At 47.0% G+C, this 16,419-nt stretch carries 17 protein-coding genes; 1 reads left to right on the top strand and 16 read right to left on the bottom strand.

All coding sequences use genetic code 11. The features are described from left to right. Positions 1–19 precede the first annotated feature (19 nt). The 13 genes from dinG to MKX34_RS21560 all read right to left on the bottom strand — a co-directional run bounded on the left by dinG (position 20) and on the right by MKX34_RS21560 (position 12,654). Positions 20–2,881: an ATP-dependent DNA helicase DinG gene (gene dinG, locus MKX34_RS21500; protein WP_076297401.1), complete on the bottom strand. Its 2,862-nt coding sequence runs from the start codon at positions 2,879–2,881 to the stop codon at positions 20–22. 126 nt (positions 2,882–3,007) lie between these two features. Then, the gene (locus MKX34_RS21505; RefSeq protein WP_038572413.1) at positions 3,008–3,649 is read right to left on the bottom strand and encodes a hypothetical protein; all 642 of its coding nucleotides are present in this window, start codon (positions 3,647–3,649) and stop codon (positions 3,008–3,010) included. Between the two features lie 111 nt (positions 3,650–3,760). Beyond that, positions 3,761–4,144: an aspartate 1-decarboxylase gene (gene panD, locus MKX34_RS21510; protein WP_036676288.1), complete on the bottom strand. Its 384-nt coding sequence runs from the start codon at positions 4,142–4,144 to the stop codon at positions 3,761–3,763. After that, entirely contained in the window at positions 4,137–5,027 is an 891-nt protein-coding gene (gene panC, locus MKX34_RS21515; RefSeq protein ID WP_036676286.1) for a pantoate--beta-alanine ligase, read from the bottom strand. Before panC ends, panD begins: the two co-directional genes overlap by 8 nt. Beyond that, positions 5,028–5,894 (bottom strand): 3-methyl-2-oxobutanoate hydroxymethyltransferase, encoded by an 867-nt coding sequence (gene panB, locus MKX34_RS21520; protein ID WP_036676283.1) that lies wholly within the window; start codon positions 5,892–5,894, stop codon positions 5,028–5,030. It lies immediately after the preceding gene. Positions 5,895–6,233: 339 nt separating this feature from the next. Beyond that, entirely contained in the window at positions 6,234–7,034 is an 801-nt protein-coding gene (locus MKX34_RS21525) for a biotin--[acetyl-CoA-carboxylase] ligase (RefSeq protein WP_051490911.1), read from the bottom strand. Further along, positions 7,024–8,373 (bottom strand): CCA tRNA nucleotidyltransferase, encoded by a 1,350-nt coding sequence (locus MKX34_RS21530; RefSeq protein WP_076297400.1) that lies wholly within the window; start codon positions 8,371–8,373, stop codon positions 7,024–7,026. The genes MKX34_RS21525 and MKX34_RS21530 overlap by 11 nt, the downstream gene beginning before the upstream one ends. A gap of 10 nt (positions 8,374–8,383) precedes the next feature. Next, positions 8,384–9,544 carry an N-acetyl-alpha-D-glucosaminyl L-malate synthase BshA gene (bshA, locus tag MKX34_RS21535; protein ID WP_038572418.1) on the bottom strand — a complete coding sequence of 387 codons (1,161 nt, stop codon included), beginning with the start codon at positions 9,542–9,544 and terminating at the stop codon, positions 8,384–8,386. 234 nt (positions 9,545–9,778) lie between these two features. Next, the gene (gene bshB1 / locus MKX34_RS21540) at positions 9,779–10,471 is read right to left on the bottom strand and encodes a bacillithiol biosynthesis deacetylase BshB1 (RefSeq protein ID WP_038572419.1); all 693 of its coding nucleotides are present in this window, start codon (positions 10,469–10,471) and stop codon (positions 9,779–9,781) included. Beyond that, positions 10,468–10,890, bottom strand: a complete 423-nt coding sequence (gene mgsA, locus MKX34_RS21545) for a methylglyoxal synthase (RefSeq protein ID WP_036676275.1) — start codon at positions 10,888–10,890, stop codon at positions 10,468–10,470. Before mgsA ends, bshB1 begins: the two co-directional genes overlap by 4 nt. A 15-nt stretch (positions 10,891–10,905) precedes the next feature. Continuing rightward, a complete protein-coding gene (gene dapB, locus MKX34_RS21550; RefSeq protein WP_036676273.1) occupies positions 10,906–11,709 on the bottom strand; it encodes a 4-hydroxy-tetrahydrodipicolinate reductase in 804 nt (267 codons plus the stop codon). A gap of 34 nt (positions 11,710–11,743) precedes the next feature. Further along, entirely contained in the window at positions 11,744–12,265 is a 522-nt protein-coding gene (locus MKX34_RS21555; RefSeq protein WP_036676272.1) for a tetratricopeptide repeat protein, read from the bottom strand. A 59-nt stretch (positions 12,266–12,324) separates the two neighbouring features. After that, the gene (locus tag MKX34_RS21560; RefSeq protein WP_036676271.1) at positions 12,325–12,654 is read right to left on the bottom strand and encodes a nucleotide pyrophosphohydrolase; all 330 of its coding nucleotides are present in this window, start codon (positions 12,652–12,654) and stop codon (positions 12,325–12,327) included. Between the two features lie 167 nt (positions 12,655–12,821). Between MKX34_RS21560 and MKX34_RS21565 the strand changes: the two genes are divergently transcribed. Beyond that, a complete protein-coding gene (locus tag MKX34_RS21565; RefSeq protein WP_036676270.1) occupies positions 12,822–13,691 on the top strand; it encodes a YitT family protein in 870 nt (289 codons plus the stop codon). A 60-nt stretch (positions 13,692–13,751) separates the two neighbouring features. On the opposite strand, the gene MKX34_RS21570 is transcribed toward MKX34_RS21565, so the two are convergent. From MKX34_RS21570 to MKX34_RS21580, 3 genes are all read right to left on the bottom strand, one after another. Beyond that, the gene (locus tag MKX34_RS21570) at positions 13,752–14,654 is read right to left on the bottom strand and encodes a sporulation protein YpjB (protein ID WP_076223058.1); all 903 of its coding nucleotides are present in this window, start codon (positions 14,652–14,654) and stop codon (positions 13,752–13,754) included. 153 nt (positions 14,655–14,807) lie between these two features. Next, positions 14,808–15,455, bottom strand: coding sequence for a DUF1405 domain-containing protein (locus MKX34_RS21575; protein WP_051490910.1), 648 nt, complete (start codon positions 15,453–15,455; stop codon positions 14,808–14,810). A 91-nt stretch (positions 15,456–15,546) separates the two neighbouring features. Beyond that, entirely contained in the window at positions 15,547–16,419 is an 873-nt protein-coding gene (locus tag MKX34_RS21580) for a menaquinol-cytochrome c reductase cytochrome b/c subunit (protein WP_036676267.1), read from the bottom strand.

A 16,419-nucleotide genomic window follows, 5' to 3' on the forward strand; every position in this document is an offset into this window, starting at 1 on the left:
TAAACTGAAGACGAGCATTTTAAGAAGCGCCGCCATCCTCTAGCCATTCCGCTATGCGGGGGACCATTTGATCAGTCAGCATATGCTCCATTTTGGGACCAGGCAATGAATAAAGGAAATACTTCCCGTAATGAGATTCAATAACCCTTGTATCATAAACAATAACTATTCCGCGATCCTGCGCCGTGCGAACCAGTCTTCCGAATCCCTGCTTAAAGCGAATAACCGCTTGAGGAACAGACAATTTCATGAACGGATTCTTCTTCTGAGCCTGCAATAACTCCGACTTCGCTTCCGCCAACGGGTGATTCGGCGGTTGAAACGGAAGTCTCACGATGGCCAGGCAAGTCAGTGCTTCACCTGGAATATCTACACCTTCCCAGAAGCTGCTCGTCCCCAGCAGAACGGATGCTGCACTGTCCTGAAAGCGGCGGATCAGCTTGCTCCGGCTGCCACCTTCCACGCCTTGACCAAGCACCGTAATCTCTTGTGAGGCCAAAGCCTCTTTAAGCGGATCATATACCTGACGCAGCATTTTATAAGAAGTAAACAGAACCAGCATCCGCCCACGTGTTGTTTTGGCAGCTTCTGCTAACGACTGTACGAGTGTATCGACAAATCGAGCATCGCCCACACTGCCCTTCACACTAGGAAAATCACGCGGTATAACTAGAAGCGCCTGCTCGCGATACTTAAAGGGAGAAGGAAGGAGTGAGGTCATTAGACGTCCCTCTTCCGCAGCTTCGTTAAGTCCGAGATTATCAATCATAAACTGAAAAGATTTATCTACAGACAGCGTCGCCGAGGTAAGCACGATGCTTTTTTTCTTATCGAAGAACAACTCTTTAAGCTGGCTGCTAACATCCACAGGGACGGCATACATCTGCAGTGATTTGCTGCGGTAATTTCCATTTGCCTCCAGCCAATATACTACATTATCGTCATTCAGCCCCATAAAGAATCTTACTTGCTCACGTATGGAAGCCAAATCCTTAAATAAACCGCTAATATCAGTAACAAGACTGTCTGCTGAGGATTGGCTTTCCTGGTCACGCATCTCATTAAGCATTTTATCACCCTTACGGATGATGTCACTTAACGTCAGATTCATAGTGTTCTCAAGCGCAACTAATTCATCCCAATCCTTCGGCTTACGGGCGGGAAGCAAACGCAAAACCAGTTGTCCCGCTTCCCCTGCTGCTGCATCACTGCGTTCCGGCAAAAGGCTGAACAGCTTGTCGCTGAGTGCATCCCAGGTTTCTTTGACGGTAAGCAGATCCGGGTAGATCCGATCAATGACTCCGCTCCATTCTGAAGCCTCTTCACTGCCTGACGACTGTAAGATCTGGCGCAGAGCAGGAAGCTGTCCGTTTCGGCTATCTTTATACAGTCGCGATAACGTGTGTGCCACAGTGAAATGCTTCATATGCATGCCAAGATGTTTACCAGCCACATCTTCTAAATGATGTGCTTCATCAATGACAAGATGCTCGTAAGCCGGAAGCAGCTGGTGCCCAGCTTTAACATCTGCGAATAGCTTGGAATGGTTCGTAATAACCACGTCAGCAATCCCAGCTTCATGCTTGGCCCTATGATAATAACATTTGCGGAACCACGGACAGGAACGGCCCAGACAGGAATCGGTATCGCTTGCCACCGTCTCCCAGAAATCACCGCCCCGGCCGCTTAAATTCAGCTCTTCATCATCCCCTGATTCACTTTGAGTGAGCCATACAATCATCTGAGCGGCAGTAAGCGCATCTTCCCTTGGGCTTATAAAGTCCTTTTTATTAATTTTATGCTCAAACTTACGCAGACACAAATAATGTCCTCTTCCCTTAAAAATAGCAGCTTTAAACGGAAAAGGAACTACCTGCGTTAACAAAGGGATATCCCGCTCGCGCAATTGATCCTGCAGATTAATGGTATGAGTGCTGACCATGACTTTTTCATTGGTGCGAACGCTTTGATAAATGGCAGGCAACAAATAACCGAGCGATTTACCGGTTCCTGTACCCGCTTCGATCAGTAGGTGTTTGTCTTCGGCAAGTGCCGTCATCACCTCATTGATCATAATATCCTGAGCTTCCCGGCTTTCATACTGCGGTAATGTGTCTTTAAGTCGTTTGGTTACTTCGTCCATATAATCAGTAAAAGATAAATTCGCTAGCGGATTCTCAGCCTGCTCATCTCTAGGTGGCGCTAACTCCGTCCAGTCTCCTACTGCAAGCGCTAATTGACGATAGAAAGTCAGATCACCTTCGGGCTGTAGCGTCTCCGCTTCCCGCTCTCGCAGCAGACCATCAAAGTACCAGCCCAGATCACTATCCTCTTCGGTAAACAGCTCACAGAGTCTCTGGATCGTAAGCAGCGGCAGCTCGTAGAGCTCCTCCAGACATTTCAACAGCACTAAAGCAGTCGCAAGTGCATCACTATCTGCCTGATGCGGACGATCATGTGTCACTCCAAAATGAGCACTGACAGAGCCTAGCTGATAAGATGTGAGCGAAGGAAAGCAAATTTTCAGAAAATCAATCGTATCCAAAATCCGCCCTTGAAATGGCAAATAACCACAACGATCTAAAGCATTTTGTAAAAAATGGAAGTCGAAAGCGACATTATGCCCTACAAGCACAACATCATCCAAGAGCGGAACAAGCTCCATCATCATCTCATCCAGCTCAGGCGCATCCTTCACATCATCATCGGTAATCCCCGTCAGACCTGTTATAAAAGGAGGAATCGGCGTTCCGGGCTTGACATAGGAACCATATACCCGGGAGATGGACCGGTCTTCTTCTATAATTGCAAGGCCAACCTGGATAATTTCACCCACGGATTGGGTTCCTGTTGTTTCAAAATCAAGCACGGCAAATTTCATTATAATTCTATTCCCTTTCAATTGAGACTCTTAATCAGCATAACAGAAGTTGCGAAAAAAGGCGATGCACACCACTGGTTCAGGGGATGCATCGCTTGAATAGAAATTTCTAAAACCGTTATTTTTTTACAAAAGGGAAACCAGCTGATTTCCAAAATGCAGCTTCCCTCCACGACGGCGGCATACCTCTAAGTTAACGTTTGGCTCCGGAAGCGCCGGGTCATGCTGCAAGGCAAGGTCAAACAATTCCTGCGCTTCATTAAAACGTTCCTGTGAGGCTCGTATGCAGCCTAAAGCATTATATACCATGGCTTTCAGCTTGGTCTCCCGTATCAAGCCCAGCATATGGTTCAGATGACTCCAAGCGGCTTCACCGTCACCTTCCTGCAGATAAGAGATGGCTAAATATAATCGAGCAGCCAAGCTATCCGGGTATTGCGCAATAACTTCTTTAAACTGATCAATACACTTTCCATACATCAGCAGCTTATAATATCCCTGACCTCTTACAAAGGAATCCATACACAGCTCTGGTGCTTCCTGTTCCGGCACTTCCTCTTCGACCACTGCTGTAAAATCCGCACTTTCGCGAAAGTGACTTAGCTTCTCAGCAAAAGCGAGCCATTCATCCATCACTTTATCGCTCAGTCTATGCAGCATATTATAATTGCATAAAAGCTCGTTCCGGCGGGCACCCTCCGCTGTAGGGTAATCTGTTACGATCTCCTGAAGCACCTTGTTCATTTCAGCAAACAAATGTTGAAACATGGGCTATCCCCCCTTACTGAAGATGAAATCAGTTCAGCTTGCCTGACTTCATTTTCTGCGAGATCGGGGTCTTTCATCCCTGCCATTCATTACATGGCGTAAGTCCATACATTAAGCGATTGTAGCATGCAATTCATGATCAGCCAGCTTCACTGGTTTGTTATTCTCATCCACGAATACCACCGTTGGCTTATGTGACTCCAGTTCTTCCGAGGACAACATCGCATACGAAATGATAATTACTGTATCGCCCGGCTGAACAAGACGAGCTGCGGCACCATTGAGACAGATCACTCCGCTTCCACGCGGTCCAGGAATTACATAGGTCTCCAGTCGCGAACCATTGTTGTTATCCACAATTTGAACTTTTTCATTCTCAAGAATGTCCGCGGCTTCCATCAAGCTCTCATCAATGGTAATACTGCCCACATAGTTCAAATTCGCTTCCGTTACTGTTGCGCGGTGAATTTTGGATTTCATCATATGTCTAAACAAGTGCAGCAACCTCCTTTGGAATAAATACATTATTATCAATCAAGCGTGTTCTGCCAAACTTCACGGCAAGCGCTATAATAATTTCCCCATCCACTTCTGATAAAAGAGCTTCATCCTCTAATCCTTCAAGATCAGGGAATGTTAGGATCTCCGCATAATCAATCACCGCTAGAGGTGAGCTGGAAATAACCGATGTCAACAATTCCCGCACTTCAGCAACGGTTGTTACTTTTCCTTCTTCAATAGACTGACGTGCTTCACGTAAGGAACGAGATAACACCAATGCCTGACTACGCTCCTCTGGAGACAAAAATACGTTACGTGAGCTTAGTGCGAGTCCATCCCCTTCACGAACGATCGGACAAGGAATAATTTCGACATTCATATTAAGATCGGACACCATTCGGCGAAGCACAGCAACTTGTTGAGCATCCTTCAGCCCAAAGAAAGCATAATCCGGCTGTACAATATTGAAGAATTTATTAACCACTGTGGTTACACCATCAAAATGCCCAGGGCGGGAAGCCCCACATAGCCGGGTAGTGAGCTCCGATACCGAGACAGTAGTCCGAGTAGGCTGCGGATACATTTCTTCCACACTGGGGATAAATACAATATCTACTCCCTCTCGTTCAGCGAGTTCCAAATCACGACGCTCGTCACGCGGATAGGAATCATAATCCTCGTTTGGCCCGAATTGCAAAGGATTCACAAAAATGCTCATTACCACTGTGTTGCTCATTTCTCCAGCCCGGCGAAGCAGACTGGCATGTCCGTCATGCAAGTATCCCATCGTAGGAACGAACCCAATCGGGGCGTGCCCGCCTTGTCTCATATACTCCAAAGCTTCGCGCAGCTGCTCAATGCTTCTGACGACTCTCATTTATTTCCCTTCCTTTCTGGCAGCGCCATATAAAGATTCCAAGACTGTTTCATCTGCATTAAAAACGTGGCCTTCATCTGGGAAGGAACGTTCCTTCACTTCCTTCACATACTGGCTGATGCCCTCACGGATCACATTACCCACATCCGCATAGGTTTTGACAAAACGTTTCTCACGATAAGGTGAGGCATAACGCAGCAAATCATGGAAAACCAATACCTGTCCATCACAGTAACGGCCTGCACCAATCCCAATGGTTGGGATGCTAAGCGCTTCAGAAATTGCCTGGGCTACTTCTTCCGTTACCAGCTCCAAAACGATTGCAAAAGCACCTGCTGCCTCAAGCGCCTTAGCTTCATCCATCAGGCGTTGGGCATCCTTGGCGTCTTTGCCTTGAATCCGGTAGCCACCAATCATATTCACGGATTGAGGAGTAAGCCCGATGTGTCCCAGCACAGGGACTCCCGCAGCCACAACCGTAGCTACAGTCTCACAAATCTCAAGTCCACCTTCCATTTTGACGGCATGAGCCCGCCCTTCCTGCATCAATCTGCGCACACCCCGCAGGGTTTCATCTATACTCCCGTGATACGTCATAAATGGCATATCAGCCACGATAAATGTACTTTGTGCTCCTCGAGTTACCGAGCGGGTATGGTACACCATATCTTCAATCGTTACCGGTAAAGTTGTATTGTATCCAAGGACTACATTCCCAAGAGAGTCACCAACCAAAATAAGGTCGATACCTGCTTCTTCTGCAAGAACTGCAGATGGATAATCATAAGCGGTCAGCATGCTCAGTGGCACACCTTCTGCTTTCATTTTTTTCATTTTTACAATATTTAGTGCTTGTTTATTTGCCATTTCTCTTTTCGTCCTCCTTTTTTAAGTAACCTGCCCGTAAAAATCGCAACAAAAAAACCTTTTAGCAATCATTTGCTAAAAAGGTCCGAAGGGCAAAAAAGAGTCACTTGCGATCGTCCCTTCTGTCTCGGTCCTTACGGCTCAGAGCAGAATCCAACGTAACCGTCAAACGCAGTTATGAAGGTACTTTCAGTAATAAAAAATATAAAAAAGTTCTACAATTCAAGAGTACAGTTCGATAAACGATACCGCCTCCGACCCATAGTATATCAAAAAGAGCGCGGAATTACACGAAAAAAAATATGACAAGGGATGATACCCCTGTCATATAAATAAATCTTATAAAAGTTCAATTTCACCTGAGCATACGTTAGAGATCTCTCCTGAGCTGTTTTTAAGCAGTAGACCACCTATTTCATCCAAACCCACTACCACACCTTCAGAACGCCCCTGAGGGCTGTTCAGTGCGATCTGGCGCCCCAAAGTCACAGACATGGACTCCCAAAGCTCCTTTATAGGTTTAAAACCTTGCTTCATGTACAGATTGTAGTGCATATCCAGTTCGTCCAAAACCGCCCTTACCAGCTCAGAACGGTCAACTGGAGCACCCCCCCGCTCAATCCGAAGTGAAGTGGCGACCTCCTGCAGATGATCGGGATAATCTTCCTCTGTCATGTTCGCGGAAATGCCAATTCCAGCAATGCAATAATGAAGCTCCCCTTCTCTTAGAGATGATTCGAGTAAAATCCCACAAATCTTACGACCGCCTGCGAGCAGATCATTCGGCCATTTGATGCCGGCATCTACACCGGTCACCCGTCGAATTGCCTTGCAGACGGCAACTCCAGCCAGCAATGTCAGCTGCGGAGTCTCCGACAAGGGTAATTGGGGCCGTAACACAATACTCATCCAAATGCCCTTGCCACGGGGAGAGAACCACTTTCTTCCCATTCGGCCTCGGGCACCCGTCTGTTCTTCTGCGATGACGGTTGTTCCTTCCGGCGCGCCGTTTTCCGCTAAAAACTTAGCTTCTTCTTGTGTGGACACCACAGATTCCAGCAACTGAACGTTGCCTATCCAATTCGAAGCGGAGGTCTCTCGCTTCAGCTCAGTTAGCGACAGCGCTTTATCATCGCTCATGTCCATCCATCCTTTTTGCTTCAAGCAGCAATAATTGTTTATCATTAGGTAAATCACCTGAAGCGACCGCTTGCAGGAGTCCATTTAACATTTTGCCGAGCCATGGTCCCGGACGTTTGTCCAAAGACTCCAGCAGCTCATTGCCTGTAATCTCAAGCTCCGAAAGGCTGGTTAGCGGCATTTGCGCGATCCATTCTCTTGCCGCTTGTACATTTACAGCGGCAGGTGCGGTTGCAGCCTCTGACGATTCCACGATGGAAAAGGCAGAAGAGGCCGCAGTGGGAAGAGTAGGTGCGGCGGCTGGCAGTATCGCCAGCAGCGAGAGCCACCCTTCGGCGGCTTCCACGCCGAAGGCCAGCACAGCGGCGATCCATTGCCGCCGCAGACCTTCCATGCCGCCCATATCCGGCGGCATGGCCTCTAGCGCAGCGGTCCAAGCTTCGCGGACCCGCAGCACCTGGACGACGCCGCTCCGCGTCGTCCCCGAGAACGTCCATGCCCGCAGCAGCACATCGGCCTCTTGGGCCGACTGCTTCAGGGCATGGAGGAGAAGCGCCCACCGCAGGCGGGCGCTCTCCAGTTCCCCGATCCCGGCCGTTAAGGTGGCAGCAGCCGCCATATCGGTTCCGGTCCAGGGGAACGGGGCTTTGCCGCGCGCCAGCAGCTCGCAGCGTGCTAGCATGCCTAGGCCGCGCAGAGGATGCGGCCCCTCGACGATGCGGTCCAGCTCCGCGCGGACTCGCTCCACAGCAATATGCGCCAGCTTATCCCGCTGGCGCATCAGGCCCCTCCACGTGTTCTTCGCGATGGAGAAATCCAGCACCGATGCAAACCGAATGCAGCGAAGCATACGAAGCGCATCTTCGTCAAACCGCTCCTCCGCATCGCCTACACAGCGAATCACCTGCAGCTGTAGATCCTTCTCACCTTCAAAAGGATCAATAAGTTCCCCATTGAATCCACAGCAAATCGCGTTGATCGTGAAATCACGACGACGAAGATCCTCCTTCACATCGTTCACGAAAAAAACATGTTCAGGACGACGATGGTCTACATAACCACTTTCTGTCCGGTATGTCGTCACTTCAAACCCGCAACCATCCTGTATCACGGTGACCGTACCATGAGCTAATCCTGTTGGCACACTGCGCGCAAAGATAGCTATCACTTCCTCCGGCAGTGCTGAGGTTGTAATATCCATATCGTGCACTGGCCTACCTAATAGCTCATCGCGAATACATCCTCCAACCCAATAAGCCTCGTGGCCATTTTGGGTTAACTCGGAAATTACAATCTCCGCTGCAATTGCCATCGCAGAAGGTGCCATTGTCCATTCCATATGTGACTCCTTACCCCCGAACTGGGTCCAGACCAAGTACCTTGCGCCCCAGCACCCGGTAATAAATATCTTCATATTGTTTCGTTATCGAATCCTTACAGAAATCTTTGCAGGCTGTTTGTAAACAAGCTTCTCTGAACTGTTGCACCATACGTTCATCCGACAGGAGCTTAACTGCATATTTAGCCATAGTCGTTGTATCGCCAATCGGTGCAAGGAATCCAGTCTTTCCATGCTCTATAAGCTCAGGAATGCCTCCGGTTTGCGAGCCAATCGTCGGTACGCCGCAAGCCATTGCTTCCAGAGCAACCAGACCAAAGCTTTCCTTCTCGGAAGGAAGCAGAAGCAGATCAGCTAAAGAGATCACCTGAGCGATTTCATCCTGCCTTCCCAGAAAACGAACTTTATCTTCCAGACCCATTTCGCTAATTTTGGCTTGAATTTTGGGAAGATCCGGACCTTCCCCTACAAGCAGCAGGCGGGAAGGCAGTTCACGATTCACTTTGGCAAAAACGTCAACAACATCGCTGACTCTTTTTACAGGACGGAAATTACTGATATGCATCAGAATCTTCTCATCAGGCGCTGCGAAATCTCCCCGCAGATCCGTTACATCACGCGGATAATAGACCCGATGATCCACGAAGTTATAAGTGAGATCAATGTCGCGGGTAATATCGAGGACATCCCTTGTTTCTCTAATAAGATCCTGAGAGACCGCCGTAACGGCATCACTTTCATTAATCCCCAGGCGAATCAAATCTTTAAGCGATTCATCCTGACCAAGCACCGTTATATCCGTGCCATGCAAAGTCGTTACAACCTTCATATCGTTCCCAAGCATTTGCTTTGCAAGGAAAGCACACACTGCGTGTGGCACTGCATAGTGAACATGGAGAAGATCCAGATTTTGCATTTTGGCAACCTGAGCCATCTTCGTAGCAAGCGCTAGATCGTACGGGGGATAGCGGAATACATAATAATCGTTTACTTCTACCTCATGATAAAAAATATTTTTCTGAAACGTTCCCAACCGGAACGGGATACTATGTGTAATAAAATGAACTTCATGACCCTTCTCGGCCAAGAGTTTACCTAATTCAGTCGCAACTACGCCTGAACCGCCAAGAGACGGATAACAGGTAATTCCTATTTTCAGCATACGATCCATCTTCCTGTCTCCTTCTTCTCCAGTATTGATTCGTGTAATGAATCATCTATTGTTTGTCGGCCGCTTTCAAAAAAGCGAAGCGAACACCGTTTCTTTCAAAATCACAGGACTTTATTTCTCTAAGCTGTTCAAAAAAAGCTCTCAGGAGCGCAATGGCGTATTAATTCCAAGCACTCCTGGATCAATCATAATCAGCTTATTATATTATCATACAAACTTCGTTATATCCGTTCCTTAAGTAAACAATTCCACCGTATGAGGTACCTTGGTTGCAAACCCTTCTGCATAAGGAATCAGCCTGCGCTGGCCAAGCAGCATATCTCTCGAACGGACTCGTTCAATGTAGCCTTCCGTTAACGGTGTGGATACAGCATCCTCACCCGGAGGTTTGGTGAACTGGGAGCGATAGCAGGACAACGCCTGCTCCTTCAAGCCATATTGCTCAGTAACATCAACAATAAGATCGGTACGTCCTAAATCATTGATAAAATAGAAGTACAGCTGTGGAGCAGGAATTGCCGGCTTGTCCGGCATATATTTACGTAGCTTGGCATTAAAAACAGCCTCTTCCACCAGCTTGCTACAGGCGATATGATCGGGATGACGATCCTCCCAATAAGGAGCAAAAACTATCGTAGGAGAAAAGCGGCGAATTTCAGCAGTCACAGCCGCCACATGCTCTGCTGTAATAAAAAGCCCTCTATCTGGCAGACCCAGGTTTGTCCGCACGGATGCTCCGAGAAGGTCTGCAGCTTGCTGCGCTTCTTGCTTGCGAAGTTCTACTGTACCGTTCGATGACATTTCCGCGGCTGTTAAATCGCAAAGTCCCACCTTAAGTCCCGCAGCGGTATGTTTTGCAATTGTTCCTGCCATACCGATCTCCGCATCATCTGCATGCGCACCAAATACAAGAATGTCCAGCTTCATTCATCAACACCTGGTTTGTATTTATGAACCAGTGCACGCCAAGCAAAATCACCACGATCAATCGCCTTCACAAGAACCTCCGCTGTGGCAATATTCGTAGCTACCGGTATCCCGTATACGTCACATAGACGAAGTAGAGCTGAAATATCAGGTTCATGTGGCTGCGCCATTAATGGATCACGCATGAAAATAATAAGATCCAGTTCATCCTGTGCTACCATTGCACCGATTTGCTGATCTCCACCTAATGGACCAGACATGTAACGATGAATTTTTAAGTTAGTTACATCCATAATCCGTTGGCCAGTAGTCCCTGTAGAAAAAAGTTCATGACCTTCAAATACATGTTCATAAGCTAATACAAAATTTACGATTTCATCTTTTTTACGATCGTGGGCAATAAATGCGATCTTTAACATGGTGTTCTCTCCTGTCTATTCTATAAAGTGCTCGAATCCATAGATCAAGCCTGTATATCCCATTACCTTTTCAATACCCATCTTAACGCCTGGCATATATCCCGCACGCTCATAAGAATCATGGCGAATCTTCAAGGATTGTCCGAATCCGCCAAAAATCACTTCTTCTTGAGCAAACACACCAGGAAGACGGACACTATGTATCCGGAATCCGTTATAGTAACCACCACGGGCACCTTCAATGGTTTCTTCCTCTTTAGGATTACCTTGACGAAGTTCCTCACGAACTTCCGAAATCATCTCTGCGGTTTTGACCGCAGTTCCGGATGGAGCATCCAGTTTCTGGTCACCATGATACTCTATAATTTCCAGATGCGGGAAGTACTTTGAAGCTTGCGCCGCAAATTTCATCAATAGAATAGCCCCAATGGAGAAATTCGGAGCAATAAGTCCGCCTATCCCCTGTTCTTGACACTGCTTGTCCAGTTCCACCATCTGCTCCGGTGTGAATCCGGTTGTACCGATAACCGGACGCACTCCGTACTTAATAGCTAGCGCTGTATTCGTATACGCTGACTGTGGTGTAGTGAAATCCACAAGGACATCTCCGTTGCTTCCCGCGAGGGCGGCCTCAAGATCAGAAGTTACAATAACGCCTGAGTCTTCCAGACCTACCAGACGCCCTGCATCAATATCGCCCGAAGAACGATCTACTGCTGCTGCTAACTCCAGCTCTTCGTCCTGCAATACAAGTTTAACAACCTCTTTACCCATTCTTCCGCCTGCGCCGGATACAACGACCCTGATCTTGTTATTCATATTTTTTCCATCCTCGCTCTCACTAGTTATATAGTTATTGCATATACGATTGTATGGATTTCTGAAGGTCTCTCATCAATTCCCGCAAGCCAGAATCATCCGGATGTAACGAAATCACTTCTTTTAAGGCAGTCATAGCCTGTAAATGTTCATTCACTCGACTATGCGCGATAGCAAGCCATACATAAGCATCCCCATATAATGGATCAAGGGTAATCGCCTCTTTGAGCAGTGTAATCGGATGATAAGGGTTGCGAGTTTTGTTGTCTTCATCTTCTATCAACCGTTTGGCTTCCTGTACATGCATCATAGCCTGCAAATGCTGCAGATGCAGACTATACTCAGGTTTGCTGGTGTCCAGCTTTACAGCAGCCTGAGCATGAACTAAAGCTTTATCTAGCATACCACTGCGGGCATACGTTATGGAACAACGATATCTAACCTCGGCATCAGCAGGGCTTGCCGCAATTGCAGACTCGAAGCAAACAATAGCTTCGGCAAAGTCACTGCGCAATATCGAGCGGTAAGCCTCTCTTACATAATCCTTATGATCCATATACTCACCATCCTCACGGCTAAATCCCGTTCGTTTGGTACAGCATATGTTATAGAGGCCTAATCGGTGTCTTTCGGTGTCCAACGTCCCGCATCACGGGTATTAAATTTATGCATTACCTTATTATGCGCTTCCGTCAGGTCTATCCCGAGAGAATTTGCAAAACAAACGGTAATAAACAGAATATCTCCCAGTTCAAGTTCAATGGAATTCTCAGCTTCATCAGACTTCTTAGGCTTCTCACCGAACTCATGATTGACCTCTCTAGCCAGTTCTCCGACTTCCTCGGACATGCGGGCCAGCATAGAGAGTGGACTGAAGTACCCTTCCTTAAACTGCGATATATAAGCGTCTACTTCACGCTGTATGTCACCAAGACTTTTGTCCATAAAATGTAACTTCTCCCCCTCTGTATATCTTGCCTTCTGTTTGCCCCTATGTTATCGTAAAGACGTTTTGAAGACAATCTTTTTTGAATATTTTAACACACGCAAGAAAAGGTATACTTATTATAGGAAAAGAAAAACTGCCTACAAAAGGCCTAACGAGGGATTTCATGAATTCAAAAAAGGTAATTACAATCAGCAAGACAGTCGCTCCCATCTTGCTCGGAGCCGCAGTATATGCCTTCGGGCTACTGTATTTCATCATTCCAAATCAGTTGATGGAAGGCGGCGTAACCGGGATCACACTTCTCCTTAATTATGCCTTTAGTATTCCCATCTTTTTATCCACACTGCTGATCAACCTTCCTTTGTTTCTGCTGGGCTGGAAAGTCCTAGGCGGGCGGCAAATTGTGTATACAGGTGTAGGGATCGGGGCGTTGACCTTTTTCCTGTGGGTTTTCGAACGAATGATTACTGCGGGATGGATTATCCCCTTCAGTACCGAACACGACTTTATTCTTGCGGCACTTTACGCAGGAGTAACGCTTGGAACGGGGCTTGGGCTAGTATTCCGTTTTGGGGGTACAACAGGTGGTGTTGATATTGTCGCAAGAATTCTGGGACGGAATTTTGGCTGGAGCATGGGGCAGATTATTTTGGCCATCGACATTATTATTATTGGCTCTTCCATCCTCTACATTCCTAAAGAAAAAATACTTTACACACTTGTCGCAGTTTTCATCTCATCACGAGTTATAGATTTTATCCAAGAAGGTGCCTATGCTGCCAAGGCATTTACAATTATCAGTGATGATGCACCGCAAATTGCCGATCTGATTACAGCGGAAATGGATCGTGGTGTAACCCTCATCCCTGCCATTGGTGCTTATTCCAAGCAAGCTAAATATATGGTGTACTGTGTAGTCTCAAGGCAAGAAATTCGCCGGCTAAGTCTGCTGGTCAAATCCGTTGATCCACGCGCCTTCGTAATTATTAGCGATGTACACGACGTACATGGAGAAGGCTTTCGAGAAACCTAAATAAAAAGGAGTGTAGGCCATTTCAAGCCCACACTCCTTTTTGCTGTTTATAATTTCACCCTACGGAATCGGCTTCCAATTCTGATTCTGACCACGGTACTTGCGATAAGCTACATAGGCTAACGCAGCTATAATGAAGCTTGCTGCTAACCCTCCCCAAATCCCAAATTCTTGCGATGTCAGCGGCAAGGACAATGCGGGTTCATCCTTCTCTTTTCCGAACATCACTCTTACCGCATCCTGACCATAAGATACAATTTCAAGCAGGCGGGCACGTTCAACTTTTTGTGAGGACGAAGGAATGCCGGCCGCATATGAGAGCCAAGAATCAAAAGCACTCACAACTTCAGGCTGGCGGGAGACAATCACTGCCGGACGGATGTTATCATACCTGCCCTGCAGTCTTTCCAGAGCTGTTTTCCAGCCCGCCAAATCATTTGCAACCGCACTTTGCTCCATCGCATTTAGATCCTCACGAATCAGCTTGTAGTACTGAAGCCAGATAGGCTGACGCGGATGATTAAGACTGTTGGCAGCTAGACGTAGCTTGGCGGCTGCCGCTTCCCATTGCTGTGGATTTATTTTCGCGCCTGCCACTGTAGCCTTCAGGTCCATAATGGCCCCTGACAACGCATTAATCCCCTCCACAGAGGTCATTCCCTCAAAGGATGTGGACACAAAGATCTTGGAGATCGCTTCGGTCTCCTGTCGGACCTTCATTACATCCCCTTCCAAAACATACCCATACAACGCCTCAGCGGCTTGTTCCAGCTGCTGTGCTCCAGTCTTTCCGCTCATTACTGCCAAACCGTTACCCGAACTAACGTCGGCGCTTTGCTTCGAAGCATTGCCAGACCCTTCGCCATCATCCCCTAGCACTGCTGAAGCCTTTACAACATCCATACTGGTCAGTAGCCAGCAGAATACTAGCACAACCACTACATAATATCTCCCGCGGAGCATGAAACTCCCCTCCTACCCAAGAAGAAACGACGTTGTCGTCTTTTAAAGACGATATTCGTTTCTCGTAAAATTATAAGGATAAAGTATAGTATAAAACTTATACTTCTTATAATTCTAAATGTATGGCAGGGGGACAAGGGATAGAACTGCTTACTAACGTCTATTCTTGAACTGATAGATTGACTCTACCGGTCTTTGTCTTCTACTAAACAACCAAGCAGCTGCAACACTAAGCAGCGTAAGCGCCATAGTAAAGTACTGTACCTGAATTACATAATCGTTCAAAACAGAAGGTAACCACGGATAGATTCCGTAAGAATAATCCAGCATATCGTTGGCGAGTGTCCATAGTAAGGCTAATGGAATCATTTTGCGGAAAGAAAAAAACCTTGCATAAATCAACGCTTCAACTGCCATCCCCGTATGGGAGATTACCAGCATCCAATCTTTCCAAACCAAAACATCACCGTGATAACCCCCGGCAAAAATAATGCTCACTGCCCATATCCCGTACTTCACTGACGTAACGACCGCCAAAGCCTCAATAAGTTCCCTTACATTGTTTCCTGTGTAGCTTTTTGGAGGGAAGAGCATCAGCAACAGAGCTAAGGTAAAAAACAAACTTGCGGTTGGGCTATCCGGAACAAATGGAAGCAGCCAGTGTGGATAATTAGCCGCAGTGAACTCCAGTTGATTGCCATACCATATGTAGCCATAAATTGTGCCCAGGAAATTTACGATAAATAACAACCAAATAATTCCCCGGTTCTTAAACAGTTTGTTAAACCAATGAACTGGCATACAGATTATTAACCTCCCCAAGTAGTGGCACTTTACATTTAGACATACAAAAACCTGACCGCATGCACGATCAGGTTGCGTTATCATTATTTTACTGTTCGCTTTTTTGTTTGGCAAGCCAGCCGGCCAAGGTATCGATATCCGCTTCTGACAGACCTGCTCCCAACGCGGTATCGTACATTTTTGGCATCTGCCCTTGACCCTCTTTTATAATAGTAAGGATTGCTTCTTTGTCATGAGTGTCCCCAACTCCGCGAAGCGAAGGTCCGCCTGCCCCTTTCAAATCCGCTGCGTGACAGGTGATACAAGTGGCTTGTTTGTAGAGCCCCATAGCTGGATCATCCTTGTCCACAATCGCTACTTCTTTTGCCTTAACGGCGCTGGAGGTTGGAAGACCTTTTGCCCTGTTCTCCGCCGCCTTTTCTTCCCGTTGAACATCTTCAGGAATCTGACCCGTTTCAGCCATTTCATGTTTATATTCAGTCCAGGCTGTATTGGTCAAATAAACAATTGCTGCTAGGGACAAGAACATCAAAGATGAAGCAATCGGCCTACGGTAAAAGCGACGCTCTCTACCCGTATCCAGAAAAGGAGCCAACAGAAGTGAACCAAAAGCCACACCAGTAACTCCTAGTGTACCCAGAACGATATAATCGCCCGAAGCATAAGGGAGCTTCAAATACTGATAGAGAAACAAGAAATACCAGTCAGGAATCGGGATAACCGTAGCACTAGCATTTGCTGGAAACCCTAGCGGAGCTGGCTCTGAAATAGTAAGTACTAATATTCCTACAAGTACAACGACTCCGACCATCCATTCCTTCAATAGAAAGTTAGGGATAAAGGCTTCCGATTTGCCGGGGTAAGCCGTGTAGTCCGGAGGTGTGATAAATCCGTTCCCTTTGCGAACTCTGGAATCACCGACATATACAACCTTTTCCTTAGAATTGTTTCCATGTGCCAT

The organism is Paenibacillus sp. FSL R5-0636 (genome assembly GCF_037974255.1).
Classification (GTDB): domain Bacteria; phylum Bacillota; class Bacilli; order Paenibacillales; family Paenibacillaceae; genus Paenibacillus_AQ; species Paenibacillus_AQ odorifer.